Origin of the sequence: Sporosarcina newyorkensis (assembly GCF_900167515.1) — a bacterium.
GTDB lineage: Bacteria > Bacillota > Bacilli > Bacillales_A > Planococcaceae > Sporosarcina > Sporosarcina newyorkensis.
Genome location: NZ_FUYJ01000001.1, coordinates 127,297 through 153,491 on the forward strand (window position 1 = coordinate 127,297; position 26,195 = coordinate 153,491).

The following is a 26,195-nucleotide window of genomic DNA, read 5'->3' on the forward strand; positions in this document are numbered from 1 at the left end:
GATGTCGTTACAGAATGAAGCAATTCAAGAAATGCAAGAAGGCAATTACGAAAAAGCAGTCGAGTTGTTCATGCAATCCATTGAGGAAAATCCTGAGGATGCAACCGGCTATATTAATATTGGAAATATTTTCGCTTCGCTCGGAGACACAGAGCGTGCGGAACCATTTTTCCAAAAAGCATTGACTCTTGACGATAAGGCAGGCACAGCATTTTATGGCCTCGCCAATCTGTACTACAATCAAGAGCGTTTTGAAGAGGCGGCCAAACTTTATGAGAGAGCCATCCAGACGGGACTGGAAACGGCAGACGTCTATTTTATGTTGGGGAAAAGCATGGAACAGGCAGGCAATGACCGTCTGGCATTGCCTTACTTGCAGCGGGCTGTTGAATTGAACGAAGACGATCAGGAAGTTTTATTGTCTTACGGCATTTTACTGGCGAAACTGGAACTGTTTCCCGAGGCACAGCCGGTTTTTGAGACCATTTTAGAAAAGGAACCGGAACATGCAGACGCCCATTATAACCTAGGCGTGTTGTTTGCAGTCTCCACGGAGGATAAAAAGCGCGCATTGTCCCACTTGGAGCAAGCCTTTACGGTCGAGCCGGAGCACACACAGGCGCGATATATTTACGATATGATCCAGCTCGGCGACGAACAAAGCGAATAGCAGAGAGAAGGAGGTGAGGGCCTGATGAATGAATCTGAACAGTATATAATCGGCAGACCGATTGTAACGATCTTTCATAACGCAACGAACTTATTTTCCATAGTGAAAATGAAAGTCACATCGACCAATACAGATTATCGGGATAAAGAGATCGTCATCAAAGGCTCCTTTCCTCCATTGATTGCTGAAGAGGATTATAAGTTTACCGGTCGTATGGTGAACCATCCTGTCCATGGTCAGCAATTTGACGTCCAAACGTTTTCAAAAGAGCTTCCGGCAACCGAAGCCGGGCTCATTCATTATTTATCAGGTGATTTATTTCCTGGCATTGGGAAGAAGACGGCAGGAGAAATCGTAAAGATTTTAGGCAATAACGTCATACAGAAGATTTTGGAAGATCGGTCCGTCCTCGATCAGGTCCCGCGTTTGTCAGAGGAACGAAAAGATACGCTTGTAGCAGTTTTACAAGAAAACTTAGGTCTTGAACGAACTATGGTGCAACTTAATGAATGGGGCTTCGGACCTCAAATCGCCATGAGGATTTATCAGACTTATCAAGACGATGCAATCGACATCTTGACGGAAAATCCTTATCGGCTCATAAAGGAAATCGAGGGGATCGGTTTTCAGCGCGCAGATGATTTGGCGAAACAATTGGGATTAGTAGGCGATCATCCCGCGCGAATAAAAGCTGCTGTTTATTACAGTGTACATAGTGAAGTGCAGTCTTCAGGTCATGTTTATTTGGAATCTGAAGAGATCTTACCGCAAGCGAAGCAATTGCTCGAAGCAAGTCAGCCTCATGACATATCGTATGAATCCATCTCGGAAGCGGTTATCGAATTGGTTGAGGAAGGGACGTTGTCTGCCGAAAAGCAAAGGCTTTATTTACCTTCCCTTTATTATTCGGAAATCGGAATCGCTGCAAAAGTACAACGCATTCTGGAAAATGAAGTGGATGAACAGTTCCCTGCTTCTGAGATCAGAAAAGCGATTGGCGAAATTGAAGAACGTTTGGAAGTGGAGTATGCGGAAACGCAAGTGGAAGCAATTGAGCGGGCGCTGCATTCTTCTTTGCTCGTTTTGACGGGAGGACCGGGGACGGGGAAAACAACCGTTATCCGAGGTCTCGTTGAAGTATATGCAGAATTACATGGACTCTCATTGGATCTTGAAGAATACGCACGTAAGAAAGAACCGTTTCCAATTATATTGGCGGCACCTACCGGACGGGCAGCAAAACGTATGTCAGAAGCCACAGGATTGCCCGCTATGACGATTCACCGCCTTCTCGGCTTTACCGGTCAGGAATCGGAAGAAGAGACTGAGCGGGAAGTAGAGGGCAATTTAATCATCATCGATGAAACGTCGATGGTCGATACGTGGCTGATGCATCAATTATTGAAAGCGGTCCGAAATGATGCACAGCTTTTATTCGTCGGTGACCAAGATCAGCTGCCGTCTGTCGGACCAGGCCAAGTACTGCATGATTTTATGCAGTCAGGCAAGATTCCGGTTGTTGAATTGACCGATATTTTCCGTCAAAGTGAAGGCTCTACTATTATCGAAATGGCGCATATGATTAAGCAGAGGACATGGTCGATGGATGTGACGAAGAAGACGTCTGACCGATCATTCATACGGGCTTCCAGTGAGCAAATCCTCCCTGCGGTCAAACAAATCATTCAAAGTGCGACATCTAAAGGACATTCGATCAAAGATATCCAAGTGCTAGCACCGATGTATAAAGGTCCGGCTGGCATAGACGGTCTGAACAAAATGATCCAGGAAATCACCAATCCGCCCGCTGCGGGCAGAAAAGAAATGACTTTTGGTGAAACGACGTATCGGGTCGGGGATAAAGTGCTGCAGCTTGTCAATCAGCCGGAAAGCAATGTTTTTAATGGCGATATGGGAGAAGTTGTAGCCATCATGTTGGCCAAAGAGACGACTGATAAAAAAGCGATGTTGGTCGTTTCGTATGACGGCAATGAAGTGAACTATGAACGCGGCGATCTGAATCAAATCACGCTAGCCTATTGCTGTTCGATCCATAAGTCTCAGGGCAGTGAGTTTCCGATCGTTGTCATGCCGATTGTACGAAGTCAACGTAAAATGCTGAGACGCAATCTCCTGTATACAGGCATCACGAGAGCCAAAAACTTCTTGATACTATGTGGTGAGGCGGAAGAGTTCAAGGCAGGTATCGAGCGAACGGATGAAACCGAGCGTCAAACGACATTGAAAGAGCGGATTGCTGGTTTTATTGATATAGAAGAAGCGGAAGAAACAGTTCAGTTGACTGGCTCTGAAGAGGCGAAACAACCAATTGAGCAGGCTGTGGAAACCACACCCGCAAAGTTAACGATGGACAATTTCAGTATGATTGATCCGATGATTGGAATGTCAGATGTGTCGCCATTCGACTTTCTGGAAGCGGCCGATTGACAAAGCAGTAGAACTTTCCTATAATTCGTTTAGAAATATTGAAAAACGTCGAAGGAACGAGTACTCATGTATTCTGTGTTTAGAAAAGAGCTTCCAGGCTGAAAAAGCTCTCGCAGGACTTGAGGAACGCTATTCCGAAGTTGCAGCTAATCCCTGCCGTCTTTGCTGCGTTAAAGCAACTCGAGATACCGCAACTTGCGGTAATTAGGGTGGTACCGCGATTCTTTAACCTTCGCCCCTTTATACAGGGGTGGAGTTTTTTTAATTTTAGGAGGAGTAAACGATGAAAAAACTAACGGCATCTGAAATTCGCCAACTTTTTTTAGACTATTTTAAAGAGCATGGGCATAAAGTAGAACCATCGGCCGCTTTAGTGCCTGTCGATGACCCATCGCTTCTATGGATCAATAGTGGCGTTGCAACGTTGAAGAAGTATTTTGATGGACGAGTCATACCGGAGAATCCGAGGATTGCCAATGCACAAAAATCGATCCGTACGAATGATATCGAAAATGTTGGCTATACAGCGCGTCATCATACGTTCTTTGAAATGCTCGGAAACTTCTCGATCGGTGATTATTTTAAAGAAGAAGCAATTATTCGTGCGTGGGATTTTCTGACGAACGATAAATGGATCGGTTTTGATCCGGAATTGTTGTCGATCACCGTTCATCCGGAAGACGAAGAAGCATACTCCATTTGGAAAGACAAGATTGGAATCCCTACAGAGCGGATCATTCGTTTGGAAGGGAACTTCTGGGATATCGGAGAAGGCCCAAGCGGACCAAACTCAGAAATTTTCTATGACCGCGGTCCTGCTTATGGAGACGACTTCTCCGATCCTGAATTATATCCGGGAGGAGAAAATGATCGCTACTTGGAAATTTGGAACTTAGTATTCTCTGAGTTCAATCATAATCCGGATCATACGTACACTCCTCTTCCTAAGAAAAATATTGATACAGGGATGGGCCTCGAACGAATGGCTTCAGTCATCCAAGATGTCCCGACGAACTTCGATACAGATCTGTTTTTGCCCATCATCGAAGCAGTAGAAGACGTTTCAGGCAAGAAATATGGGGAAACAACGGTAGCAGATACTGCATTTAAAGTAATCGCGGACCATATTCGTACTGTTGCCTTCGCGATAGGGGACGGAGCGCTACCTTCCAATGAAGGCCGTGGCTATGTCTTGCGCCGACTACTAAGAAGAGCGGTCCGTTTCGCTAAGCAATTAGGAATTGATAAGCCGTTCATGTACATGCTCGTTCCGATTGTAGGAGATATTATGAAAGACTTTTATCCTGAAGTGCATGAGAAACAAGCGTTTATCATGAAGGTTGTAAAAAATGAAGAAGACCGTTTCCACGAAACATTGCATGACGGAATGGCGATTCTTTCAACAATCATCAAGAAAGCTAAAGCTTCTGAAGTGCCTGTGGTTTCAGGAAGCGACGCATTCAAGTTGTATGACACATACGGCTTCCCGTTCGAATTAACCGAAGAATTCGCACTGGAAGAGAATGTTGCAGTCGACCGTATCGGCTTTGATGAAGAGATGGCAGCACAAAGAAATCGCGCACGCGCTGCGAGAGCGGACGTAGATTCCATGCACATCCAATCCGGTGTGCTTGGTGAAATCCATGTTCCAAGTGAATTTATCGGCTATCAGCAGTTGCAAACGAATGCTTCGGTTATCGTACTTTTAAAAGATGGCCAGCGTATCTCACATGCTGCTGAAGGTGAAACTGTGCAAGTGATCTTAGATCAGACCCCTTTCTACGCAGAAAGTGGCGGACAGATTGCAGATAAAGGGAAATTGACCAATGAGGCATTCATTGCAGAAGTCCAGGATGTCCAAAAAGCACCGAATGGCCAAAACTTGCACACCGTTTTCATCAGTTCCGGAGAAATGAATGGGGGCGCTGCAGTTACTGCCGTGGTCGACGAGCATTTACGTCAGCTGACGGTCAAGAACCATACAGCTACTCACTTGCTGCACCGTGCATTGAAAGATGTCCTTGGAGAGCATGTCAATCAAGCAGGTTCTTATGTAGGCCCCGATCGACTGCGATTTGACTTCTCGCATTTCGGCCAAGTGACGAAAGAGGAGCTCGAACGTATTGAATATCAAGTGAATGAACAAATTTGGGCAGGAACTCCTGTCAATACATCACTTGCTCCAATTGCAGAAGCTAAAGAAATGGGTGCAATGGCCCTGTTTGGTGAAAAATATGGAGACATCGTCCGAGTGGTGCAAGTAGGCGACTACTCTATCGAACTATGCGGCGGCTGTCACGTAAACAACACATCTGACATCAATGTCTTCAAAATTGTTTCGGAGAGCGGAATCGGAGCAGGAACACGCCGAATCGAAGCATTGACAGGCGGACAAGCATTCCATTCTTTTAAAGAAGACCAAGCCGTCATCGATCAAGTAGCGACAGCGACGAAAGCAACACCGAAAACGGTCGTAACGAAAGTCGAATCTATCTTGGCGGACTATAAAGACTTGCAGCGTGAAAACGAATCATTAGCTGCAAAAATGGGCAACAGCCAATTGACGGACGTCATGGAAACAGCTCGACAAATCGAAGACATCACAGTTATCTCAGCCAATGTAGAGGTAAAAGACAACAATGGCCTTCGCCAGCTGATCGACGAACTGAAACAAAAAACATCCAAAGGCGTCATTGTATTAGGAACCGTCACAGACGGCAAAGTAATGCTCGCGGCTGGCATCACGAACGACTTAAAAGGCAGCGAGTATCACGCAGGGAAAATCGTCAACCACGTCGCATCCCTATGCGGCGGAAAAGGCGGCGGCCGTCCCGACATGGCAATGGCCGGAGCAAAAGACGCGTCTAAACTTGATGACGCGCTCCAATCCGTGTATGATTATGTAAAATCTGTTTAACCAATTTCAGCAATCGTTCTACTGATATACACTATTGAAATAGGCTTATTATTTCACATCTCTAGTTGATTGGAGCGTAGGGCGGCGACTCGTAGGGGGTCAGCGTGTGTCTTGAGACCCCGCAGGAGCGAAGCGACGAGGAGGCTCAAGCCACGCCCCCTGGAAAGCGTCCGCCCGAAGCGGAAATCAACGGTGTCTAGGAAGCGAAAGAACGATTGGTTGGTATACACATAATGGAATCGGAAAGCGGGGTGTCGAGTATGAATTCATCTGATGAAACGATGAAATTCAACTTTCCAGAGGAATCAATGGAGGAAGAAGTCAAAGCAGTCATGCTCCATGTCTACAAAGCATTGGAAGAAAAAGGTTATAACCCGATCAATCAAATCGTCGGCTATTTACTATCCGGAGATCCAGCCTATATTCCGCGCCACGAAGACGCTCGCAGTCTAATACGAAAGTTAGAACGAGATGAAATTCTCGAAGAATTAGTGAAGTTCTACATTCGAGAGAATAGAGGAAAAGCAGAATGAGAATAATGGGATTGGATGTCGGCACGAAAACAGTCGGCATCGCAATTAGTGATGGTCTCGGATGGACTGCTCAAGGCATCGAGACGATCAAAATCAACGAAGAAGAAGGTCTTTTCGGTCTTGAGCGGATCGAAGAACTAACTAAAGAATACGAAGTACATGAATTTGTCGTCGGCTATCCTAAAAATATGAACAATACAATCGGCCCGAGGGGACAAGCCTCTGAACAATACGCCGAAAGTTTACGCGAGAAATTTGGTTTTCCAGTTGTTCTTTGGGATGAGCGGCTGACGACGATGGCTGCCGAACGTGTCTTAATCGAAGCGGATGTAAGCCGTAAAAAGCGGAAATCGGTGATTGATAAAATGGCAGCTGTCATGATACTTCAAGGGTATTTGGATTCAAAAAAAATTTAGAGGTGATTAGAATGGAACACGGACAAGAAACAATGACAATAGTTGACGAGAACGGTGAAGAGCATGTTTGTGAAGTGATCTTAACATTTGATTCGAAAGAATATGAAAGATCGTATGTACTTTACCACATTTTAGACGGTGAAGAAGTGGACGATGACGAAGATGTCGAAATCCACGCATCTGCTTTCATTCCTACGGAGGAAGGCGAAGAAGGCGGAGAATTACTCGAAATCGAATCCGATGAAGAATGGGATATGATTGAAGAAGTATTGAATACTTTCCTTGAAGAAGAAGGCGACTGAGAGTTCTATTCATGTGACGGACGGAATGGTGCGGACCGTTCCGTCTTTTTTAACTTAATTCAGCAGTAGTGAAAAAGAGGTGAGGGTTATGGAAAAAGAGCCCCAAAGAAAAAAGGAAGTTATGTTTCAACGGATGCTTGAACAAAAGGAAGAAGTGAGGACAGTTCGAAAAATCGTGTTTTGGATCGTATCCGTCATTCTCGTGATTGGGATAATTGGCGGTTTCTCTATCTATACATACATAAAAGGTGCATTAAAGCCAGTTGATCCGGACTCTGAAAAAGTCGTAGAAGTGGTCGTACCGATTGGTTCGGGGTTGGATACTATTTCTGAGATTCTGGAAAAAAAGGGCGTTATCAAAAGTGCTCGAGTGTTTAAATACTATGCAAAAGTAAACAATGAAGCAGATTTCCAAGCTGGAACATATGGTCTTACTAAATCTATGACGCCTGATGAATTACTTCAGAGTTTGAAAACAGGTGTGGTGTATCGAACGCCTGCCTTCACGCTGACGATACCGGAAGGCTTGACGCTAGATCAGATCGCAGAAAGGACAAGCGCAAAGGCATCGTTCACAAAAGAGGAATTTATGGATTTTGTAACGAGTGAAGACGCCGTTTTGCGATATATGACGAAGTATCCCGATATTATTACCGAAGAAATACAAAAAGAAAACATTCGCTATGCTCTAGAAGGCTATTTATTCCCGGCCACGTATCCATTTTATGATGAGTCGCCGTCAGTGGAAGAAGTAGTGGATACGATGGTGGATGCAACGGTGCAAAATATCATTCCGTTCCAAGGCTTTTTAGAAGAGAAAGAAAAGTCCGCGCACTGGCTATTAACGTTTGCTTCCCTGCTTGAAAAAGAAGCAACGAGCAAAGCAGATCGTGAAACCATCGCCAGTGTGTTCATTAACCGAATGGATGAAGGTATGCCTCTGCAAACAGACCCTACTGTTTTGTATGCTTTAGGAGAGCATAAAGACCGTGTATTACTCGAGGATCTAAAAGTGGAAAATGCATACAACACCTATCAAAATAAAGGATTGCCACCGGGTCCTATCGCCAATGCGGGAGCCGCGTCCTTACAAGCAGCTGTCGAACCTTCCAAAACAAAGTATTTATTTTTCTTGGCAGATAAAGATGGTGTGAATCATTTCGCGAAGACTTATGAAGAGCATTTGAAAAACAAAGCTGAGTATATTGATAGTCAGCATAAATAAGAAATAAGAAGGTTCTATAAAGGAGAAATTATATGGCGGATTACAGTGCCTATATTAACGGTTTTGCCAAAGAGAAAGAGCCGCTCATTCTTGAAATGGAGCGCTATGCGGCAGAACACCGCGTACCGATCATGGATGATACAGGTTTGAATACGTTGATTGGACTGCTTCAAATACAGCAGCCAAAAAGAATTCTAGAAATCGGCAGCGCAATTGGCTACTCGGCAATCCGAATAGCTCTAGCGTTTCCTGAGGCGATAATTTATACAATTGAAAGAGACGCGGAACGTTATGCGAAAGCTGTCGAGCATATTGAGCGAAGCGGTTTACAAGAACGTATTCAAATCATCCAGGATGATGCTTTGGAATTTGACGAAAAGAACTTGCCAAAGCAACCATTTGATACCTTGTTCATTGATGCGGCAAAAGGACAATATCAAAAGTTCTTTGAAAAATATAGTCCATTGATCAGCGCAAAAGGTGTAATTTATTGTGATAATATGTTCATGCATGGTATGGTGCTGTTGAAAGATGCAGAAGTACCGAAACGAAATCGCACGATGATTCGCAATCTGCAAAAATTCACTGATTGGGCAATGAACCATGAACGTTATGAGACGTCTCTTCTGCCCATTGGAGATGGAATTTTGATTGCGGTCAAGAAAAACGAATTAGAAAGCAGCAAAGGGGAATCGCTGTGAAGAAAAAGCCTGTTGTGATCGGCATTGCCGGAGGTTCCGGCTCCGGTAAAACGAGTGTCACCAAAAAGATTCATGAAGTGTTTCAAGGTCATTCCGTTGTAGTCATCGAGCAAGATGACTATTACAAAGACCAATCACATTTAGCATTTGAAGAACGGCTGCAAACGAATTATGATCATCCGCTGGCATTCGACACTGATTTATTAATTGAACATATCAACCGGTTATTGGAAAGACAATCGATCCAAGTACCGACATATGATTATACATTGCACACTAGGTCTGCGGAGACGAATTGTGTGGAGTCACAGGACGTGATCATTTTAGAGGGGATTCTCGTGCTCGAGGATGAACGTCTGCGTGATTTAATGGACATTAAATTATTTGTCGATACGGATGCAGATATTCGGATCATCAGAAGATTATTACGCGATATCAATGACCGAGGTCGAAATGTGGATTCGGTCATCGAACAGTACTTATCCGTAGTTAGGCCAATGCATAATCAATTCATTGAACCAACAAAAAAGTATGCCAATATAATCATTCCAGAAGGCGGAGAGAATGCGGTTGCTATCGATTTGATGGTGACTAAAATAAAAACAATTCTTGCTTCTGCAGACGAAGTATAATATGATGATGACATAATTTTAAATTAATTCAACGTAGACCTTGTCGCTATAAGCTATTGGAAGGATGCACGGTCTATTGAAATTCAGTTAGCCTAAACTGAATTGGAGTAAGGTAAACGTAAACAATAATAGTTCCACTATGTCACATACCTGAAGTTGGTGTGGCATAGTATTTTTTATGAACAGAAATTTAAGGAGTGTTGTTTAAATGGTTTCAGAAAAAAAATTCCCTATGACGGTATCGGGTAAACAAAAGTTAGAAGAAGAGCTAGAATATCTTAAGACGGTAAAGCGTAAAGAAGTCGTTGAACGTATCAAAATAGCACGTAGTTATGGCGACCTATCGGAGAATTCCGAGTACGATTCAGCGAAAGAAGACCAAGCATTTGTTGAAGGAAAGATTTCTTCATTGGAATCTATGATTCGCAATGCAGTGATCATCACAGAAGATGAGTTGAACAACGATGAAGTGCAATTAGGCAAAACGGTGACGTTCAAAGAAATTCCAGATGGAGAAGAAGAGACGTACACGATTGTCGGTTCCGCGGAAGCGAATCCTTTGGAAGGACTCATTTCGAATGATTCTCCTATCGCTAAGGGATTGATTGGACGAAAGAAAGATGACAAAGTAAAGATTTTAACTCCCGGCGGCGAAATGTCAGTTGAAATACTCGAGATAAAATGACAAATGTACCGTCTTCTCACTGGCAGAAGACGGTATTGCTTTTTTTGAAACCAATTGGTCGGATAAAACGTCTGATTGGACAAGGGTATATGCTGTGTTTAAGGAGATGTGATAAATGGCAGATCGAGAACCTAATTTTTCCAGAATGTCACGTAAAAAAGGGAATAAGGCAAATAAGATATTAAACATTTTAATCGGCATCGTTGTATTGCTCATTTTAATTGTCGGCGTCACATTTATTATTGGCGATGACAAGGAAGAAGCAAGCAAAGATCAGAAACAGGAGCCGCAACAGACTGAAGAGGCACCGGATGACAATGTGCTCGTGGAAGAGCAGCCGGATGAAGACGACACAGAAGAAACAAATCCGGATGAAGATACCAATGTGGAGGACGAAGAGGAGGAAGGCGGCAAGATCGTTGACGAATCCGAATCCCTTACCGTCACTCCATCTAATGACAGTGCTGTTAAAGAGACGATAGTGAATTCAAATTGGAAACCAATCGGAACAAAACAAACAGGTGAGCACGTTTCTAAATATGACGGGGAATCTGATGATTGGCACGAGAAAAAAGCAGCGATTTCATACGCCACAGGCCTTCCTGAAGACCAACTGATCTACTGGCGCATCCAAAACGGTGGAAGCCCCCAAAAATCAGAAGGCATCGTCTCAAGTCTGGACAAATCAGAGAAATACAAAGTCTACATAGAATGGGTAGACGGCGAAGGCTGGACACCAGTAAAAATGGATGTTCTGAATACATTGGAGACGAAATAGACCTACACTATTTATTATGAGTGGCTATGGTTTGTTTTTATTTCAATACCAAAAAGCGTTACTAGTTGATTGGAGCGGAGGGCGACTCCAGGGGGATTAACGTGAGCCTTGAGACCCCGCAGGAGTGTAGCGACGAGAGGCTCAAGCCACGCCCCCCGGAAAGCGTCCTGCCCGCAGCGCAAATCAACGATGCCCTGAACATACACAATGTTTTAGGTTTTATTATTTTAATGGAAACAAACTTTCGAAGGAGAGAGAACAATGAAAATAGCTATCGTTGGAGCCATGGAAGAAGAAGTAGAAATACTGCGCCGTGAAATCGGCATTGGGAAAATTACTACTATCGCCAACTGCGAATTCATCGAAGGAAAAGTTGGCAAACATGAAGTCATCGTTACAAAAAGTGGTATTGGTAAAGTAAACGCTGCTATGGCTACGACCATTCTTTTGCAAAACTACAAGCCGGACATCGTACTAAATACAGGTTCAGCAGGCGGTACACATCCCGACCTCGAAGTAGGGACAATTGTAATTTCCGATTACGTCCTTCACCATGACGTAGACGTCACGGCATTTGGCTATGAACTCGGCCAAGTACCTCAACTTCCTGCTACGTTCCCTTCAGATAAGGAATTGATTAATCTGGCAAAGGAAACAGTTACAGAGTTGGATACATACAAGCACGCGGTAGGAACGATTGCGTCTGCTGACGTATTTATGTCTGATGCTGATCGAGTGTTGTCAGTAAAAGAGAAATTTCCGCGAGTCATCGCTGTCGAAATGGAAGCAGCAGCCGTTGCTCAAGTGTGTTATCAATTCAACACAAAATTCGTAGTCATTCGTGCGCTCTCCGATATCGCTGGGAAAGAGTCGTCTATCAGTTTTGATGAATTTTTACCACTTGCAGCAAAACATTCGTCACAGATTGTTTTACGCGTCATCTCGAAACTTTGATTCGGTTATGGTAAAATTAATTAGTAGACAAAGCATATGATAGTTTCGTCGAAAGGAGGGACAACCGATGGGATTCCTTATGGGTGGTGCATTTGTAGTAACAGCAATTTTGGCGGCAGTAATTTTACGTGAGGTCAAGGCGGACTGACAGCTGTCGAAGGCTATATCTTTGTTCAGTGCGTATTTGTACACATGCTGAACAGGATATAAAACCTTATTCCTCTCTCTATTTACAGGACGAGAGGTTCTGCTGAATAAAGATAAACAAAGCGTTTCCGATGTGCAGGGACCCCCGGAACCCCGGGACCCTGGCCAGTGGAAACGCTTTTTAAATTCAAAAGCTGCAAACACCGTGTAAGAGACGACAGGCATAAGGCTAAACAGCGAAGTGGCGACCTTTGGAACACCCAGCTGTTTTGACTTATGATCCTAATCTCTGGCGTTTGCAGCTAGCCGAATCAGAAACTCATTGATACTCATGCTTAAAAGATTGATATAATTTCACAATGGCTCTTTTCTCAATACGAGAAACATAACTACGGGAAATATTCAATTGTTTGGCAATCTCTTTTTGGGTCATTGGTTTGTCGTCGAGCAAGCCATAGCGTCGTTGGATAATCTCCAGCTCTCGGGCATCGAGCTTACCCAAATGCTTATACAAGCGCTCTTTTTGCTCGTTCTGTTCAACTGTGGTTTGTGGAGGAATATCATCTGTTTGGAGAAGATCCGCGATTTCTAAGGATTGGCCGTCTTTATCGAGGCCGATGGGTTCATAAAGGGAGACATCTTTCTGGACTTTCTTCTGTGTTCGCAAATACATAAGAATTTCATTTTCGATACAGCGAGCGGCATACGTTGCGAGTTTCGTCTTTCGGTCAGGTGTGAAACTGTTGATTGCTTTCATCAAGCCGATGACGCCGATGGAAATATAATCGTCCAACAACTCATGTTTCGGCTGAAACTTCTTCACGATATGAGCTACTAACCGCATATTGTGTTCAATCAACTCATCGCGCGCACTTTCATCGCCTTCAGCTAATCGTCTCAGGCACTCTGCTTCTTCCTTTTTTGAGAGTGGGCGAAGGAACGCTTGCCCTCTGATATAGCCGAGTAATGCGGGGATCTCTAACCACAATTGCACGACGGCCATGAAAAACCCGCTCATGTGACCACCTCCGATTCTTAATACTTCAACATATGCGAAGATGTAAGGGACTATCACCCGACAAGAAAACCGGGGAATTTAGACATAGGAGTGCGTGTGGAATACGCAACTATGTTATAATCAGACAAGAATTTGATGCAGGGCGGAGAGGATAACGTGTTAAAACATTTTTTACCGAGTGAATATGTCAAATCGGTGTTGCATATCAAGCCGGAAAAGCTTGTGAAACAAGGCATTAAGGGCATCATTACCGATCTGGATAATACACTTGTTGAATGGGACCGTGCAGATGCTACGCAGGATATTATGGCGTGGTTCAAGTCGATGCACGATGCAGGTTTACAAATTACGATTGTTTCCAATAATCATATAGAACGCGTGAGTCATTTTTGTGATCCATTAGGCATTCCGTTTATTTGTGAAGCACGGAAACCACTGAAACAAGCATTTCATCAAGCAATCGCGACATTAGGATTGCCAAAAGATGAAATTGTGATGATTGGTGACCAGCTGTTGACAGATGTCTTAGGTGCGAACCGGGTCGGTCTGCAGACGATATTGGTCGTTCCTGTAGCAAGCTCTGATGCGCCTATTACGAAATTCAACAGAGCGATTGAACGAAGGATTATGGCAAGGTTTAAAAGAAAAGGATTGATCACGTGGGAGGAGTAAATTTGGAATCGATCAAATGTATTGGATGCGGGATTGCGATCCAGACGACAGATAAAACAGCAGAAGGCTTTGCACCGCCTTCCTCTTTAGAGAAGGAAGATGTCATTTGTCAGCGCTGTTTCAAATTACGAAACTATAATGAATTGCAGCCGGTGTCCTTATCGGGAGATGACTTTTTAGCGATCTTGAACGGTATTGGTGAAAAAGACGGACTGATTGTCAAAGTGGTCGACATCTTCGATTTTAACGGCAGCTGGATCAATGGGCTGCATCGTTTCGTCGGCAAGAAAGACATTTTATTGATTGGCAATAAATCCGATATACTGCCGAAGTCGATCAATCCGAAACGTGTGACCAACTGGATGAAAGCCGAAGCGGCAAAATTAGGATTGAAACCGATCGATGTCCTGCTTGTATCTGCAGTGAAAGGTACAGGGATGTCGGAAGCGCTCGACGCCATCGAGACCTACCGTAAAGGCAAGGACGTCTACGTCGTGGGCTGTACGAATGTCGGGAAGTCCACATTCATCAACCGCATTATAAAAGATGCGACAGGCGTACAGGATGTCATAACAACGTCCTACTTCCCGGGTACAACACTTGATGTTGTGGAGATTCCGTTGGATGACGGCAAGTCCTTAATGGATACACCAGGCATTATTAACGATCATCAAATAGCACATGACCTGGACGCCAAAGACTTGAAACTCATCACACCTAAAAAAGAGTTGAAGCCGAAAGTTTATCAGTTAAATGCTGAGCAAACTTTATTCATTGGTGGTTTGGCTCGCTTTGATTTTATCGCAGGGGATCGTTCGTCATTCAATATCTACGTAGCGAACGGTCTGCCGCTGCATCGGACAAAATTGGAAAATGCGGATGAGCTCTATCTCAATCATTTGGGGGACATGCTGTCTCCGCCGAGTGCGGCTTCACTTGAGAAACTGCCGCCACTCGTTCGTCATGAATTTTCAATTAAAGAAGCGAAGACGGATGTCGTTATTTCAGGTCTTGGCTGGATTACGATTCAGCATGCGGATGTACAGGTAGCTGTGCATGCACCTAAAGGCGTGAATGTGATTATACGACCTTCATTGATTTGAGGTCCGCAAATAGCTTATGAGACGGAAGGGGATAGCAATGAAGAAATGGTATGCAGTTTTAGGCGACCCGATCGCACAATCGATGTCACCGACGATGCATGATCAGTGGTTTGGACAGAGCAATCTGAATGCAACCTATGTGCCGATCCATGTAGAGCCGCAAAATCTTGAGCAGGCGATTCAAAGCTTACGTACGCTCGGCTGCAGTGGATGGAATGTCACGGTGCCGCATAAGCAGGCGATCCTTCCGTTCCTAGATGAAGTGGACGATTCAGCAAAACTCATGGACGCAGTCAACACGGTCTATCAAACAAATGACGGGAAACTGATTGGTACCAACACGGACGGTGCAGGCTTTGTGAGATCGTTGGAAGAGTTTGCGGGAGACGACGGTGTAGATGCACCTGTGCTGATCATAGGAGCTGGAGGTGCGGCGAGAGGAATCGCATTTGCACTGCAATCTGCTGGCTACGGTCCTCTCTATTTTGCAAATCGGACAGCTTCCAAGGCGACAGAACTGGCTGCACAAATGCGGAATGCGTACGTTTTCTCGATAGAGGAAGCGGAACAACGGCTAGGCAAATTTGGTCTCGTCGTCCAGACGACTTCTGTCGGGATGAATTTTGCGCAGGAAGGTGTGCCGTTAAATCCTAAAAACATAGCAAGAGATGCAATAGTGGCGGATATTATTTATAATCCGCTGGAAACAGAATTTCTACAGGCGGCAGAACAAGCAGGCGCGCGTATTATGAATGGTGTCGGGATGTTTGTACACCAAGGTGCACTCGCTTTTGAAAAATGGACAGGCGTCTATCCCGATACGAAAAAAATGATTGAAACGATTACAATGAAAGTTGGCGGGTAAACATGTTAACAGGTAAACAAAAAAGATTTTTGCGCAGTGAAGCACATCATTTGCAACCATTATTCCAAATTGGGAAAAGTGGTTTGACAGAAGCGATACTGGCGCAAATTGATGAAGCGCTGGAAGCACGTGAACTCTTGAAAGTCAGCGTCCTTCAAAATTGTGAGGAGGACAAGAACGAAATAGCAGAACGAATTGGCGCGTTCAAAGGAATCGAAGTAGTGCAAGTCATTGGTAATATCATCGTCTTGTACAGAGAATCGAAAGAGAAGAAACGCATACTACTACCATAAGGAGAGTCGGATGAAACGAATCGGCATTTTAGGTGGAACATTCAACCCGCCTCATACAGGGCATTTGTTGATTGCAAACGAAGTACGGTATGCAGGTGATCTAGACGAAGTGTGGCTGATGCCGACTGCGGTTCCACCCCATAAAACTGCGGCTGGAGACGCTACAGCGGAGCAACGTTTGCACATGGTAAAATTGGCAGTGGATGAGATAGAAGGATTGCGTGCTTCGTCTTTTGAGATTGAGCGCGGCGGTGTATCTTACACATACGATACGATGTCGCAATTGATCCAAGATGAACCGCAACATGAATTTTATTTCATCATCGGTGGCGATATGATCGATCAGTTGCCGACGTGGTACAAAATTGACGAGCTGCTGCAAATCATCAAGTTTATCGGCGTGAAGCGTCCTGGCGCCGTGAGTGCATCTGATTTTCCGGTCCAAATGGTGGAGACGCCACAGCTTGATTTATCTTCCACTTTGATCCGCCAACGCTTTTTAGAGGGAGGAACAGTTCAATTGCTGCTCCCTCCTGCTGTCGAGGCATACATTCGAGAGGAGAGATTATATGGATCTTCAACAAGTTCGAAATGATCTGAAGCAGCGTTTACCGCAAGAACGCTATGAACATGTCCTGCGTGTAACTGCGACTGCTGTGGAGTTAGCCAAAGAGGTAGGCGTGTCGGTAGAAAAAGCAGAAATCGCCGGACTATTCCATGATTACGCTAAGTTCATGGATAAAGAGGAATTACATGATTTATTGAAACAAGATCAAGAGTATGATTTGTATTCACAATATCATGCCGAGTTATGGCATGCGCCAGTAGGAGCATTGCTTGCAAAAGAGCGATATGTAGTAGAAGATGAGGACGTTCTTCAAGCGATTCGTTTTCATACGACAGGTCGGGCAGGAATGTCACCTTTAGAGAAAGTCATCTATATTGCAGATTTAATCGAACCGGGCAGGAAGTTTCCTGGGATCGAAGACTTACGGAAACGCATCAACGGTCAATCATTAGAAGATCAAATGACGGAGTGTATTCAACATACACTTAAATTTTTAGTTCATCAGTACGCAGTCATTTTCCCTTATTCATTTGATTGCTATAATGAACATGTACGCAGAAGAAAGGAACAGTGAAATATGCCAACTTTATTGGAATTAGCTTATCAAGCAGTAGATAGTAAAAAAGCAGAGGATATTGTCGTGTTGAATATGGAGGGCATTTCATTAATAGCCGACCAATTCATCATTTGCCACGCAAACTCTGAGCGACAAGTACAAGCGATCGCGCGCGAAGTCGTAGATCAGGCAGCAAAAGAAGGTTTTACTGTCAAGCGGATGGAAGGATTTGATTCTGGACGCTGGATATTGGTCGACTTATTGGATGTAGTTGTACACGTATTCCACAAAGAAGAACGCGGCTTCTATAATCTTGAAAAACTTTGGGGAGACGCGCCGTTATTAAACGTGGCAAATGAACAATGAGTTCTTCCTATCAAGAGTTCGCTCATATTTATGACGAATTAATGAATGATATCCCATATGACGCCTACATCGATTTGCTCGATTTGGCGTCTACTGGCGTTGTGGGGAAAAAAGTTTTGGATATTGGCTGCGGTACGGGTTTGTTGTCCGCGATGCTATCAAAAAAGGGTGCGAGTGTCACTGGTGTCGATCTATCCGCAGATATGTTGGAAGTTGCTTCGAACCGTGCCAGGTCGCTTGGGCTCGATATTGAATTCATTCAGCAGCCAATGCAACAACTGGAAGTGGAAGGTACATACGATATTGCGGTCATTTCGATTGATTCGTTAAATTATGTCATCTCTCAAACTGATGTAAGAGAAACATTCCGCCGAATTTATAAAGCGCTTGGCAAGGATGGCGTCTTGCTGTTTGACGTTCATTCGATTTTCAAAATGGATGAAATCTTCTTGGAAGGGCCGTTTGTTTTTGATGATCAGCGCATCACATATATGTGGCAAACTGCTCCTGGTGACGAAGAGCATTCTATTTATTCGCAGCTTGCATTTTTTGTCAGACAGGAAAATGGATTGTTCAAACGATTTGACGAAGTACATATGCAGCGCACGTTCTCGGTTACCGAGTATGTTGGGATGCTCAATGATGCCGGCTTCCAGATCGAAAGGATTTTTGCAGATTGGGAAGATGAACCGCCGACGGATGAAAGTGAAAGAGTATTCTTTCAAGTGCGTAAATAACCCTTCCAAAGTTTGAGAAAATCGTTTATAGTTAAGGGGACTCCATACGGTGCTGAAAGAAAGGATGTTGAACTATCCGTTCATTCATTACCGAAAAATGGCGTAAATTGATCATTCCTATTGCAGCACTCGCTGTACTTTCCTTCGTTCTGTTCTTTCCCCGAGAACAAATGGATTCAGTATCCGTAGAACAAGGACAATCCCTTTTTGAAACGTTAGAAGTTGTTGAACCAATTGAAGAAGTCGTACCACCTGTTGAATTAGTGGCAGAAGCAGTGTCTGTTGCGATTTTGGTTGATGTTAAAGGTGCTGTGAAACATCCAGGTCTCTATTCTTTGCAAGAAGGAGATCGTTTGCTTGATGCTGTGCAAAAAGCAGGCGGTTATACGGAGGAAGCAGATACTCGTTTATTGAACCATGCACAGAAATTGTTGGACGAGTCAGTGGTCTATGTACCCGTTGCGGGAGAAGAACCGCCCGCCTATTCGCAGCCCGCGGCAACTGCGGTTTCCGCTACTGGCGGCACACAGACAGCACAGGTGAATATCAATACAGCCAATGAAACGGAATTTCAAACGCTGCCTGGCGTAGGTCCGTCAAAAGCGGCAGCAATCGTCCAATACAGAGAAGAGCATGGTGCTTTTAAGCAATTGGACGATTTGAAAAATGTCTCAGGAATTGGCGATAAAACATTTGAGAAATTAGAATCATCTATAACACTTAATTGATGGAGGCGACCGTATGGAGCGAATTACTTGGGACCAGTTCTTCATGGCGCAAAGTCATTTGCTGGCGATGCGCAGCACATGTACCAGGCTTTCAGTCGGGTCCATCTTGGTGCGCGATCAACGAATTATTGCAGGGGGTTACAACGGATCAATATCTGGCGGTGACCACTGTATTGAGCATGGATGCTATGTGGTAGATAATCATTGTGTACGGACGATCCACTCTGAGATGAATGCCTTGCTGCAATGTGCGAAATATGGCATACCAGTTGCGGGAGCATCGATCTATGTGACACATTTTCCTTGTTTGCAGTGCAGTAAGGCATTGATTCAAGCGGGGATTCAGCGTGTCAACTATGCAACGGATTATCGCAACAGCGAATATGCCCTGGAGCTATTTGAGCAAGCTGGAGTAGAAATTGAAAAAGTTCCGTTTGATGAACGTTCGATCGACTTCGCGAGTGAAGATAAGTTTGCTTTGTTCAGTGAAATGCTGACAAAAATGCAAGCGCTTGGCGCCGACGATGAAGAATTGGATGCCCTTTCGCAAAGGGTGAATCATTTATTTGGCAACTGATCCGATCGATACGATGGATGTATATAGCGATCCTTATAGCGATTTCTGCATTTGCAGCTGAGCTCTCAGGGTCGCTTTTATTACTGAATTTATTATTCCTCATTCCATTCCTCTTTTTGCGCAGAGATTTTCTGCATCTCTTTCTTTGCACTGCAACTGTATTTCTTTCATTTTATTATTTCTCCCATAAGACATCATCTCTTCCAGACCACTCTTCAACTGTTATTTTTCAATGGAAAGATCAAGCGAAAATAGATGGCGGCAAAGTAAAAGGTTTCGCACGTTTGGTAGATGGCACGGTTGTGTATCTGATGTATCCATTTGAGTCAGAACATGAGAAGGAACGTTTCCAGTCGATAAATTTGGCAGCTTACCAATTTACTGCCGTGGTGCAGCAAAAAGATTCGGAACCAGCGGCGCATCCGTATGCGTTTGATATGCAGCGCTATTTACGAATGAATGGGGCTGCAGGTATTCTAGAAGTGACAGAACTTCAATCAGGAGAACGTTTGTCCACTGTCCGCTCAAGATTATCCCATTATCGACATGATATAAAAAAGCATATTGAGATGAATTTTCCACAGTCACTCGTTACAGAAGCGGAAGCTTTGCTGATAGGCGATCGTTCAGGTATGACGGAAGCGTTGCAAAAAGAATATCGGACACTCGGGATCACACATTTATTTGCCATTTCAGGGCTGCATGTAGGATTGCTGACTTTTTTCATCCGGGAAATTTTGCTGCGTCTTGGTTTTCGCAAGGAATGGGTGACGTATTGTCTGTTGATCTTTCTTCCTATCTATGCGTGTATTGCGGGTGGTGCTCCTTCGGTATGGCGTGCAGTGACAGTGACGATGATTCTCTTGCTCGCTGCATCGGGAAGGCTGAAGCTGCGCCTCGATGATGCGCTTGCATTGAGTGCGATGGGTTTTGTTTGGTTGCATCCGTTTATCGTCTTTCAGCCAGGTTTCCAACTTTCTTATTTAGCCGCATTTTCGCTGCTCTATTCATCTAAGATTCTCACAAATGCAAAAAACAGCCTGCATGTCTCGTTTTTAGTGACGGTCATCACGCAAGTGGCATTGTATCCTGTGCTCTTATACCATTTTTTCGAACTGTCGATTTCTTCGTTTGTGGCCAATTTACTTTATGTACCGCTGTATTCTGTCGTCATTCTGCCTGCAAATCTCGTTCTGCTTGCTTGCAGCTACTTGTTACCTCCTTTGTCAAACACACTCTTCATTGTGTATGAACCATTTCGCCAATGGATTGGAAGTATGACGTCTTGGTTCGCTTCATTGCCTTGTCAGGTCTGGACTCCCGGGCAACCGGACGGAATCGGTGCAGCTTTGGCCGTGGTAGGTATTTTACTGTTTTTGGTCTGTCTTGAAAGGAAGAAATCGATTGTTTTTGGCGTGATTTGCTTGCTCATGCCAGCGGTTTATTTAGAATTCAAGCCGATATTGCATACAGATGTTATTGTTTCGTACGTAGATGTCGGGCAAGGGGACAGCACGATCATTGAAATGCCTTTTCGGAAAGCAGTTTATGTAATCGACACAGGGGGAGTGATTCATTTTGGCGAGAAGAATTGGAAGACGCCTGAACAGTCATTCGAAGTCGGCAGGAACATTGTCGTTGCGTATCTGAAGGCGAAAGGCATCACGACGATCGATAAGTTGATCATTACACATGCAGACCTCGATCATATGGAAGGAGCGGATGAAGTATTAGAGGAACTGCGGGTACGGAAAATTCATATTCCACCCGGGAGCGAGCGAGAGAAAACGATGGATGAAGTGCTGCGATTGGCGAAGCAGAAAAATGTCCCGGTTCAGTTGGTTGGTGAAGGGGCGCATTGGAAACTCGGGACTTATCATTTTCAATACCTTGCACCTGAAGAAAGAGAATATGATGGGAATGATAGCTCGTTAGTGATGATGATGGCAACAGAAGACTTGTCATTTATCTTTCCTGGAGATTTAGAGTCGGATGGAGAGCAGCGATTTTTGCGCAGATATCCAACAACGGATTTTGGGCGAGTAGTTTTAAAAGCCGGGCATCACGGCAGCAAAACATCGAGTACTGAGCCGTTCATTCGTTTCTTAGAACCGGAATTCGTCGTAATTTCTGCAGGTAGAAATAGCCGTTACGGACATCCGCATGCCGAAGTAGTTGAGCGGTTTGATGAACATGGAATTCCATATTGGTCAACAGCGGAGAGAGGTACAATCGAAATTCGAGTGAAAGGTCAGTCATACAGTGTTTCTTCCAGTCGATAGAATCCTTAAAATGCAAATAGACACAGCCGCCAAGAGACGGTTGTGTCTATTTTATCCAATATTGATTAGCGGGCGACGATATCGATGATCGTAGCAACAACAAAAATTGCAGAAAAACCGATAAACGATACTATAAAGCCGATGCCTGAATCAATCGCGTCATTCCGTTTTGATTGGACATCATGTTCAAATTCATTCATTGCTACACCTCCTAATTCCATACTAAGTATAGAGGAAAGTGAATGAAAAATCCATAAAAATTGCAGTTTAATGGCGGTTCATTGACGGATGACACAATTTGTTCAAAGACTGTATGGCTTTTATCCGTAGTATTTATCCTTTTCAGCAGTTTCTCGATGGTTCGGTGTCATCGGTTCATGTTTTGGCTGTAAGTGACCCAGTTCAGTCAGCTCGTTTGAAATTTCTTCTCTTTCATTCGTTTTAGCTGGTGCACGATGGTCTGTTTTCTTTCGTTTGTTTTCTGTCATCAATAAAACCTCCTTTTGAAGTTAGTATGGAGAACGTATTGATTTTAATGTATAGTGGACAAAGGTTTTTGCGTAAAGCTTTTTACGTTATACTAAAAGATAGTTGTCAATCGAGGTGAAGAACATGGTCACAAAAATATGGAATGAGATTGAAAAAGGTAAGATCCAGTCCGTTTATCTGCTAACCGGGACGGAACAGCATTTGATTGATGAAACAGTGAAAAGGTTAATCCGTGCGGTGCCGGGAATGACTTCTTCTGAAGTGAATCGTTTTGACCTGGAAGAGCTTCCGATTCAGGCGGTGCTCGAAGTAGCGGATGAACTGCCTTTTTTAGTCGAACATAAATTAATTGTTGCGAAGAACTGTTCATTTTTGAAAGCTACCGATAACTCGAAAGAGAAACAACCGCATCAACTGGAATTATTGGAAAAGTGGTTGGAGAATCCATCTCCTACTGCGACGGTCGTCTTTGTGGCGCCTTATGAAAAGCTCGATGCGCGCAAAAAAATCACTAAGAAGATTAAGAAGCATGCCGTTGTAGTGGAAGCGGAGACGCTGCAAGGTCAGGATCTGACCACTTGGATTATGCAGCAAGGAACAGACAAAGGAATTAAAATTGATAAAAAAGAAGCTGCTTTTCTACTTGAAATGGCGGGTACAGATTTGCTGACGTTATCGACGGAAGTGGAGAAATTGGCCGCATACTTGTCTTTTGATGGGATCGTGACGATTGAAATGATCGAACAATTGGTGGCGCGGACTCCTGAAATGGATGTATTTCGTCTGACTGACTCGTTTGTAAATGGCAGAAAATCGGAATCACTATCGGTTTATCACGACTTGCTTCGTAACGGAGAAGAGCCTATTATGCTGGCGTCATTGATTGCAAGCCAAGTCCGTCTAATGATTCATATAGTGAATTTGCGTAAAAAAGGCTATCAGCAACAGCAAATTGCTACTACGCTTCACGTTCATCCGTATCGGGTCAAACTGATGATGCAGAGAAATCTGCCTACTTTGCAGATCCTTTTAAAGGCATTGGATGATTTAGCGACAATCGATCTTCAATTGAAGACGACAAGCGGCAATCGGCAGAGAAGATTGGAATTGTTTTTACTGAACGGATTATAATAAAGAAAAAAAGACTGCCCACATAGGCAGTCTTTTAACAGTTCATTATTGAGCTTTTTTAGTTAAGCGTGATTTTTGACGAGCAGCAGTGTTTTTATGGATAAGACCTTTACGGGCAGCAGTATCCACTTTTTTCACAGCGTCTTTCAAAAGCGCTTGTGCGTTCTCTTCGTTATTAATTAGAGCAGCGTCCGCTTTACGGATTGCTGTACGCATAGCAGCTTTGACATGAGAGTTTTGCTCATTAGCAGCGCTACTTTGTTTCACGCGTTTAATTGCACCTTTAATGTTTGGCATTTCATTCACCTCCAGCTTTCAGGTAAGGCAAGAGTGTTTCCACAATCATCCGGACATCTCTTTACAACAAGCATAATTTTAACAAAGCTTCTGTTAGATTGCAAGAAAAAAAGGTAAAGCTTATTGGCTTTACAGCAATTACTTTTAGAATAAACGTCCGGATTTTGCACAAGCTTCAAGTAAAGAGGTGAAGACAATGGACAAGATCAATTACTATCGGACCGATTTGATCGATGAGAGTGATGAATTTGTCAAGCATCAATCGGATCGTGAAGAAAATAAACTAAAGAAAATGTCAGGCATTAAAGTAGAAGAACAAGTGATCGGAAGGATAAAATCCACCACCGTAAAAGTTACTGCTGAAGGGCAAGAAGAGATTGGGAAAGCAAAAGGAACATACGTTACGCTGACCATTCCAACACTCGCTGTCCATGAAACGGATGAATTACAAAAGCTCTGCAAACTGGTTGTAGAAAAAATGGACGCTTTGATCAAGGAAAAAGTGCAAGGAAAAGTCGGGAAGCTGTTATTTGTCGGACTAGGCAATCCGGATATCACCCCTGACGCAGTAGGACCAATCACGATGGATTCTGTGAAGGAAATCATTCCGGACTATTATGAAGCGGATGATAGTGGTGTAATGGTTTATGCACCGGGTGTTACGATTCAGACGGGACTCGAAACAGCTTCTTTTGTCAAAGCGATTGTGGACGAAGGGAAACCTGATGTCTTAATTGTCGTGGATGCGCTGGCTGCTAGGAGCAGTTCACGTCTATGCCGTACGATTCAGTTGACAGATACCGGCATCCATCCGGGCTCTGGAGTAGGAAATAGCAGGAAAGAGCTTTCGGAACAAAGTCTTGGGATCCCTGTCATTGCGATCGGTGTCCCGACTGTTGTGGATGGTCCGGTGCTCGTAGCGGACGCAATTGATACAATGTTCGGTTATATTGCTGCGAAAATCGAGGAGGAAGGCATGCCGTCGTCTAAGCTTGCGACTGGTCGTTTTCCACAGCGGTCGACGAAAGATGCAGACCGTACTTCATTGGCACCTATATTTGGAGATTGGTCTTCTTGGACGCATGATGAGCGTATTCAATTATTTGAAGAAGTGCTTACAAGTCAAGAACTGTCTACATTTATTTCGCCAAAAGAAATTGACTCGTGGGTAGCGCAATATGCCTCTGCCCTGTCGTCTTCTTTGATGGACTGGGTCCATAAAGTAAAAGCCTAGTCCAGTCATGGTCCTTTTTTCTTCTGCATAGAGTGGAAGATGGAGGGATCATAATGAAAAAAACTTTAAAAATCTGGATGAGCATCATTTTTCTATTGTTCATCTTCCCTGTAGTTCTGCAGTTCCTACCCAAACAGTCCAATATTCCATCCACCCTCTCTTTGAAGGAGCCCAGCATGATTGTCTACGCATCCAATGTGCTAGAGGAAGACATTCAGCCGAAAGCAGAAGGCAATGTCCTCATTTATTCTACCCATTCTCATGAAGCGTACGAACCTATTACTAAAGCGGTCGATGGAAAAGTGGCAGCCTCTCATCATTCAGAAAATATTGTAAAAGTAGGCGGCAAACTGAAAGATAACCTACTTGTCAATGGAGTGACGGCCGAACAGCTGGATATCGATATTGTGAAAATTATGCAACAAAAGAAAATTCCCTATCACCGCTCTTATGCGGCCATCCGTCCCTATGTTGAGGAAAAAGTGAAGAGTAAATCATACGACTTGGTTATTGATCTGCATCGAGATTCTTTAGGACCTTCAAGGACGACAATTACACATAACAACCAACGATATGCAAAGGTCGCGTTTGTTGTCGGAAGGGATCATCCTTTTTTCGAAAAAAACTTAACTAAGGCAAAACAATTAAAAAGTGAAATGGATAAGCGAGTACCCGGAATTACAAGGGAGATTATTGTTAAAGGCGGCCGTGGAGTAGATGGCAAATACAATCAGGATTTGGACACGAGCATGATCTTGGTCGAGCTTGGCGGTGTGGGAAATAACGAAGCAGAGCTAAATCAGACAGTTTCGATTATTGGAGAATCCGTATCTGCTTTACTGACTGTGCAATAATCTTTCAAATATTGAAG

The 26,195-nt window shown here is 43.9% G+C and carries 30 protein-coding genes; 26 read left to right on the forward strand and 4 right to left on the reverse strand.

Annotation, left to right across the window (positions count from 1 at the left end):
* The first annotated feature begins 1 nt into the window (after position 1).
* The 12 genes from B5D59_RS00665 (at position 2) to mtnN (ending at position 12,261) form a co-directional block, all read left to right on the forward strand.
* Entirely contained in the window at positions 2–670 is a 669-nt protein-coding gene (locus tag B5D59_RS00665; protein ID WP_078816513.1) for a tetratricopeptide repeat protein, read from the forward strand.
* 24 nt (positions 671–694) lie between these two features.
* A complete protein-coding gene (recD2, locus tag B5D59_RS00670) occupies positions 695–3,118 on the forward strand; it encodes an SF1B family DNA helicase RecD2 (RefSeq protein WP_176132461.1) in 2,424 nt (807 codons plus the stop codon).
* 283 nt (positions 3,119–3,401) lie between these two features.
* Entirely contained in the window at positions 3,402–6,035 is a 2,634-nt protein-coding gene (alaS, locus tag B5D59_RS00675) for an alanine--tRNA ligase (protein ID WP_078816515.1), read from the forward strand.
* A gap of 260 nt (positions 6,036–6,295) precedes the next feature.
* The gene (locus B5D59_RS00680; protein WP_040758807.1) at positions 6,296–6,568 is read left to right on the forward strand and encodes an IreB family regulatory phosphoprotein; all 273 of its coding nucleotides are present in this window, start codon (positions 6,296–6,298) and stop codon (positions 6,566–6,568) included.
* On the forward strand, positions 6,565–6,984 hold the full coding sequence (gene ruvX / locus B5D59_RS00685) for a Holliday junction resolvase RuvX (protein WP_009496964.1): 420 nt from the start codon (positions 6,565–6,567) through the stop codon (positions 6,982–6,984). Before B5D59_RS00680 ends, ruvX begins: the two co-directional genes overlap by 4 nt.
* An 11-nt stretch (positions 6,985–6,995) precedes the next feature.
* Entirely contained in the window at positions 6,996–7,286 is a 291-nt protein-coding gene (locus B5D59_RS00690; RefSeq protein WP_009496963.1) for a DUF1292 domain-containing protein, read from the forward strand.
* Between the two features lie 88 nt (positions 7,287–7,374).
* Entirely contained in the window at positions 7,375–8,511 is a 1,137-nt protein-coding gene (gene mltG, locus B5D59_RS00695; protein WP_009496962.1) for an endolytic transglycosylase MltG, read from the forward strand.
* 32 nt (positions 8,512–8,543) lie between these two features.
* A complete protein-coding gene (locus B5D59_RS00700; protein ID WP_078816516.1) occupies positions 8,544–9,212 on the forward strand; it encodes an O-methyltransferase in 669 nt (222 codons plus the stop codon).
* Complete coding sequence (gene udk / locus B5D59_RS00705) at positions 9,209–9,844, forward strand: uridine kinase (RefSeq protein WP_009496960.1); 636 nt, start codon at positions 9,209–9,211, stop codon at positions 9,842–9,844. Before B5D59_RS00700 ends, udk begins: the two co-directional genes overlap by 4 nt.
* A gap of 208 nt (positions 9,845–10,052) precedes the next feature.
* Positions 10,053–10,529, forward strand: a complete 477-nt coding sequence (gene greA / locus B5D59_RS00710; RefSeq protein ID WP_078816518.1) for a transcription elongation factor GreA — start codon at positions 10,053–10,055, stop codon at positions 10,527–10,529.
* Between the two features lie 115 nt (positions 10,530–10,644).
* Positions 10,645–11,307 carry a DUF1510 family protein gene (locus tag B5D59_RS00715; protein ID WP_078816519.1) on the forward strand — a complete coding sequence of 221 codons (663 nt, stop codon included), beginning with the start codon at positions 10,645–10,647 and terminating at the stop codon, positions 11,305–11,307.
* A 261-nt stretch (positions 11,308–11,568) separates the two neighbouring features.
* Positions 11,569–12,261, forward strand: a complete 693-nt coding sequence (mtnN, locus tag B5D59_RS00720; RefSeq protein WP_009496957.1) for a 5'-methylthioadenosine/S-adenosylhomocysteine nucleosidase — start codon at positions 11,569–11,571, stop codon at positions 12,259–12,261.
* Positions 12,262–12,727: 466 nt separating this feature from the next.
* On the opposite strand, the gene sigK is transcribed toward mtnN, so the two are convergent.
* Positions 12,728–13,426, reverse strand: a complete 699-nt coding sequence (gene sigK, locus B5D59_RS00725; RefSeq protein WP_040758142.1) for an RNA polymerase sporulation sigma factor SigK — start codon at positions 13,424–13,426, stop codon at positions 12,728–12,730.
* A 135-nt stretch (positions 13,427–13,561) separates the two neighbouring features.
* On the opposite strand from sigK, the gene B5D59_RS00730 reads away from it, so the two are divergent.
* The 11 genes from B5D59_RS00730 (at position 13,562) to B5D59_RS00780 (ending at position 22,173) form a co-directional block, all read left to right on the forward strand.
* Entirely contained in the window at positions 13,562–14,098 is a 537-nt protein-coding gene (locus B5D59_RS00730) for a YqeG family HAD IIIA-type phosphatase (RefSeq protein WP_078816520.1), read from the forward strand.
* A 2-nt stretch (positions 14,099–14,100) separates the two neighbouring features.
* The gene (gene yqeH, locus B5D59_RS00735) at positions 14,101–15,201 is read left to right on the forward strand and encodes a ribosome biogenesis GTPase YqeH (RefSeq protein WP_040758141.1); all 1,101 of its coding nucleotides are present in this window, start codon (positions 14,101–14,103) and stop codon (positions 15,199–15,201) included.
* A 37-nt stretch (positions 15,202–15,238) separates the two neighbouring features.
* Positions 15,239–16,066 (forward strand): shikimate dehydrogenase, encoded by an 828-nt coding sequence (gene aroE, locus B5D59_RS00740; protein ID WP_078816521.1) that lies wholly within the window; start codon positions 15,239–15,241, stop codon positions 16,064–16,066.
* Positions 16,067–16,068: 2 nt separating this feature from the next.
* The gene (gene yhbY, locus B5D59_RS00745; protein ID WP_009496952.1) at positions 16,069–16,359 is read left to right on the forward strand and encodes a ribosome assembly RNA-binding protein YhbY; all 291 of its coding nucleotides are present in this window, start codon (positions 16,069–16,071) and stop codon (positions 16,357–16,359) included.
* A gap of 10 nt (positions 16,360–16,369) precedes the next feature.
* The gene (locus B5D59_RS00750) at positions 16,370–16,954 is read left to right on the forward strand and encodes a nicotinate-nucleotide adenylyltransferase (RefSeq protein WP_009496951.1); all 585 of its coding nucleotides are present in this window, start codon (positions 16,370–16,372) and stop codon (positions 16,952–16,954) included.
* Entirely contained in the window at positions 16,929–17,501 is a 573-nt protein-coding gene (yqeK, locus tag B5D59_RS00755; RefSeq protein ID WP_078816522.1) for a bis(5'-nucleosyl)-tetraphosphatase (symmetrical) YqeK, read from the forward strand. The genes B5D59_RS00750 and yqeK overlap by 26 nt, the downstream gene beginning before the upstream one ends.
* 3 nt (positions 17,502–17,504) lie before the next feature.
* The gene (gene rsfS / locus B5D59_RS00760; protein WP_009496949.1) at positions 17,505–17,849 is read left to right on the forward strand and encodes a ribosome silencing factor; all 345 of its coding nucleotides are present in this window, start codon (positions 17,505–17,507) and stop codon (positions 17,847–17,849) included.
* The gene (locus B5D59_RS00765) at positions 17,846–18,586 is read left to right on the forward strand and encodes a class I SAM-dependent DNA methyltransferase (protein ID WP_078816523.1); all 741 of its coding nucleotides are present in this window, start codon (positions 17,846–17,848) and stop codon (positions 18,584–18,586) included. Before rsfS ends, B5D59_RS00765 begins: the two co-directional genes overlap by 4 nt.
* A gap of 107 nt (positions 18,587–18,693) precedes the next feature.
* Complete coding sequence (locus tag B5D59_RS00770; protein ID WP_009496947.1) at positions 18,694–19,314, forward strand: helix-hairpin-helix domain-containing protein; 621 nt, start codon at positions 18,694–18,696, stop codon at positions 19,312–19,314.
* A gap of 13 nt (positions 19,315–19,327) precedes the next feature.
* Entirely contained in the window at positions 19,328–19,891 is a 564-nt protein-coding gene (locus B5D59_RS00775) for a ComE operon protein 2 (protein ID WP_009496946.1), read from the forward strand.
* 17 nt (positions 19,892–19,908) lie between these two features.
* Positions 19,909–22,173 (forward strand): DNA internalization-related competence protein ComEC/Rec2, encoded by a 2,265-nt coding sequence (locus tag B5D59_RS00780; protein ID WP_078816524.1) that lies wholly within the window; start codon positions 19,909–19,911, stop codon positions 22,171–22,173.
* Between the two features lie 65 nt (positions 22,174–22,238).
* Here the strand turns inward: B5D59_RS00780 and B5D59_RS00785 are convergent, their stop codons facing one another.
* Both B5D59_RS00785 and B5D59_RS18080 read right to left on the reverse strand, forming a co-directional pair.
* Positions 22,239–22,373 (reverse strand): YqzM family protein, encoded by a 135-nt coding sequence (locus B5D59_RS00785; RefSeq protein ID WP_040758137.1) that lies wholly within the window; start codon positions 22,371–22,373, stop codon positions 22,239–22,241.
* Positions 22,374–22,493: 120 nt separating this feature from the next.
* Positions 22,494–22,661, reverse strand: a complete 168-nt coding sequence (locus tag B5D59_RS18080; protein ID WP_009496943.1) for a hypothetical protein — start codon at positions 22,659–22,661, stop codon at positions 22,494–22,496.
* Between the two features lie 124 nt (positions 22,662–22,785).
* Here B5D59_RS18080 and holA point away from each other — a divergent pair, with 124 nt between their 5' ends.
* Positions 22,786–23,793 carry a DNA polymerase III subunit delta gene (gene holA, locus B5D59_RS00790; protein ID WP_009496942.1) on the forward strand — a complete coding sequence of 336 codons (1,008 nt, stop codon included), beginning with the start codon at positions 22,786–22,788 and terminating at the stop codon, positions 23,791–23,793.
* Positions 23,794–23,838: 45 nt separating this feature from the next.
* On the opposite strand, the gene rpsT is transcribed toward holA, so the two are convergent.
* A complete protein-coding gene (gene rpsT, locus B5D59_RS00795) occupies positions 23,839–24,090 on the reverse strand; it encodes a 30S ribosomal protein S20 (protein WP_009496941.1) in 252 nt (83 codons plus the stop codon).
* A gap of 196 nt (positions 24,091–24,286) precedes the next feature.
* On the opposite strand from rpsT, the gene gpr reads away from it, so the two are divergent.
* Together gpr and spoIIP are read left to right on the forward strand one after the other, a co-directional pair.
* Positions 24,287–25,324, forward strand: a complete 1,038-nt coding sequence (gene gpr / locus B5D59_RS00800; protein WP_009496940.1) for a GPR endopeptidase — start codon at positions 24,287–24,289, stop codon at positions 25,322–25,324.
* Positions 25,325–25,377: 53 nt separating this feature from the next.
* A complete protein-coding gene (spoIIP, locus tag B5D59_RS00805; protein WP_050804626.1) occupies positions 25,378–26,178 on the forward strand; it encodes a stage II sporulation protein P in 801 nt (266 codons plus the stop codon).
* Positions 26,179–26,195: the final 17 nt, after the last annotated feature.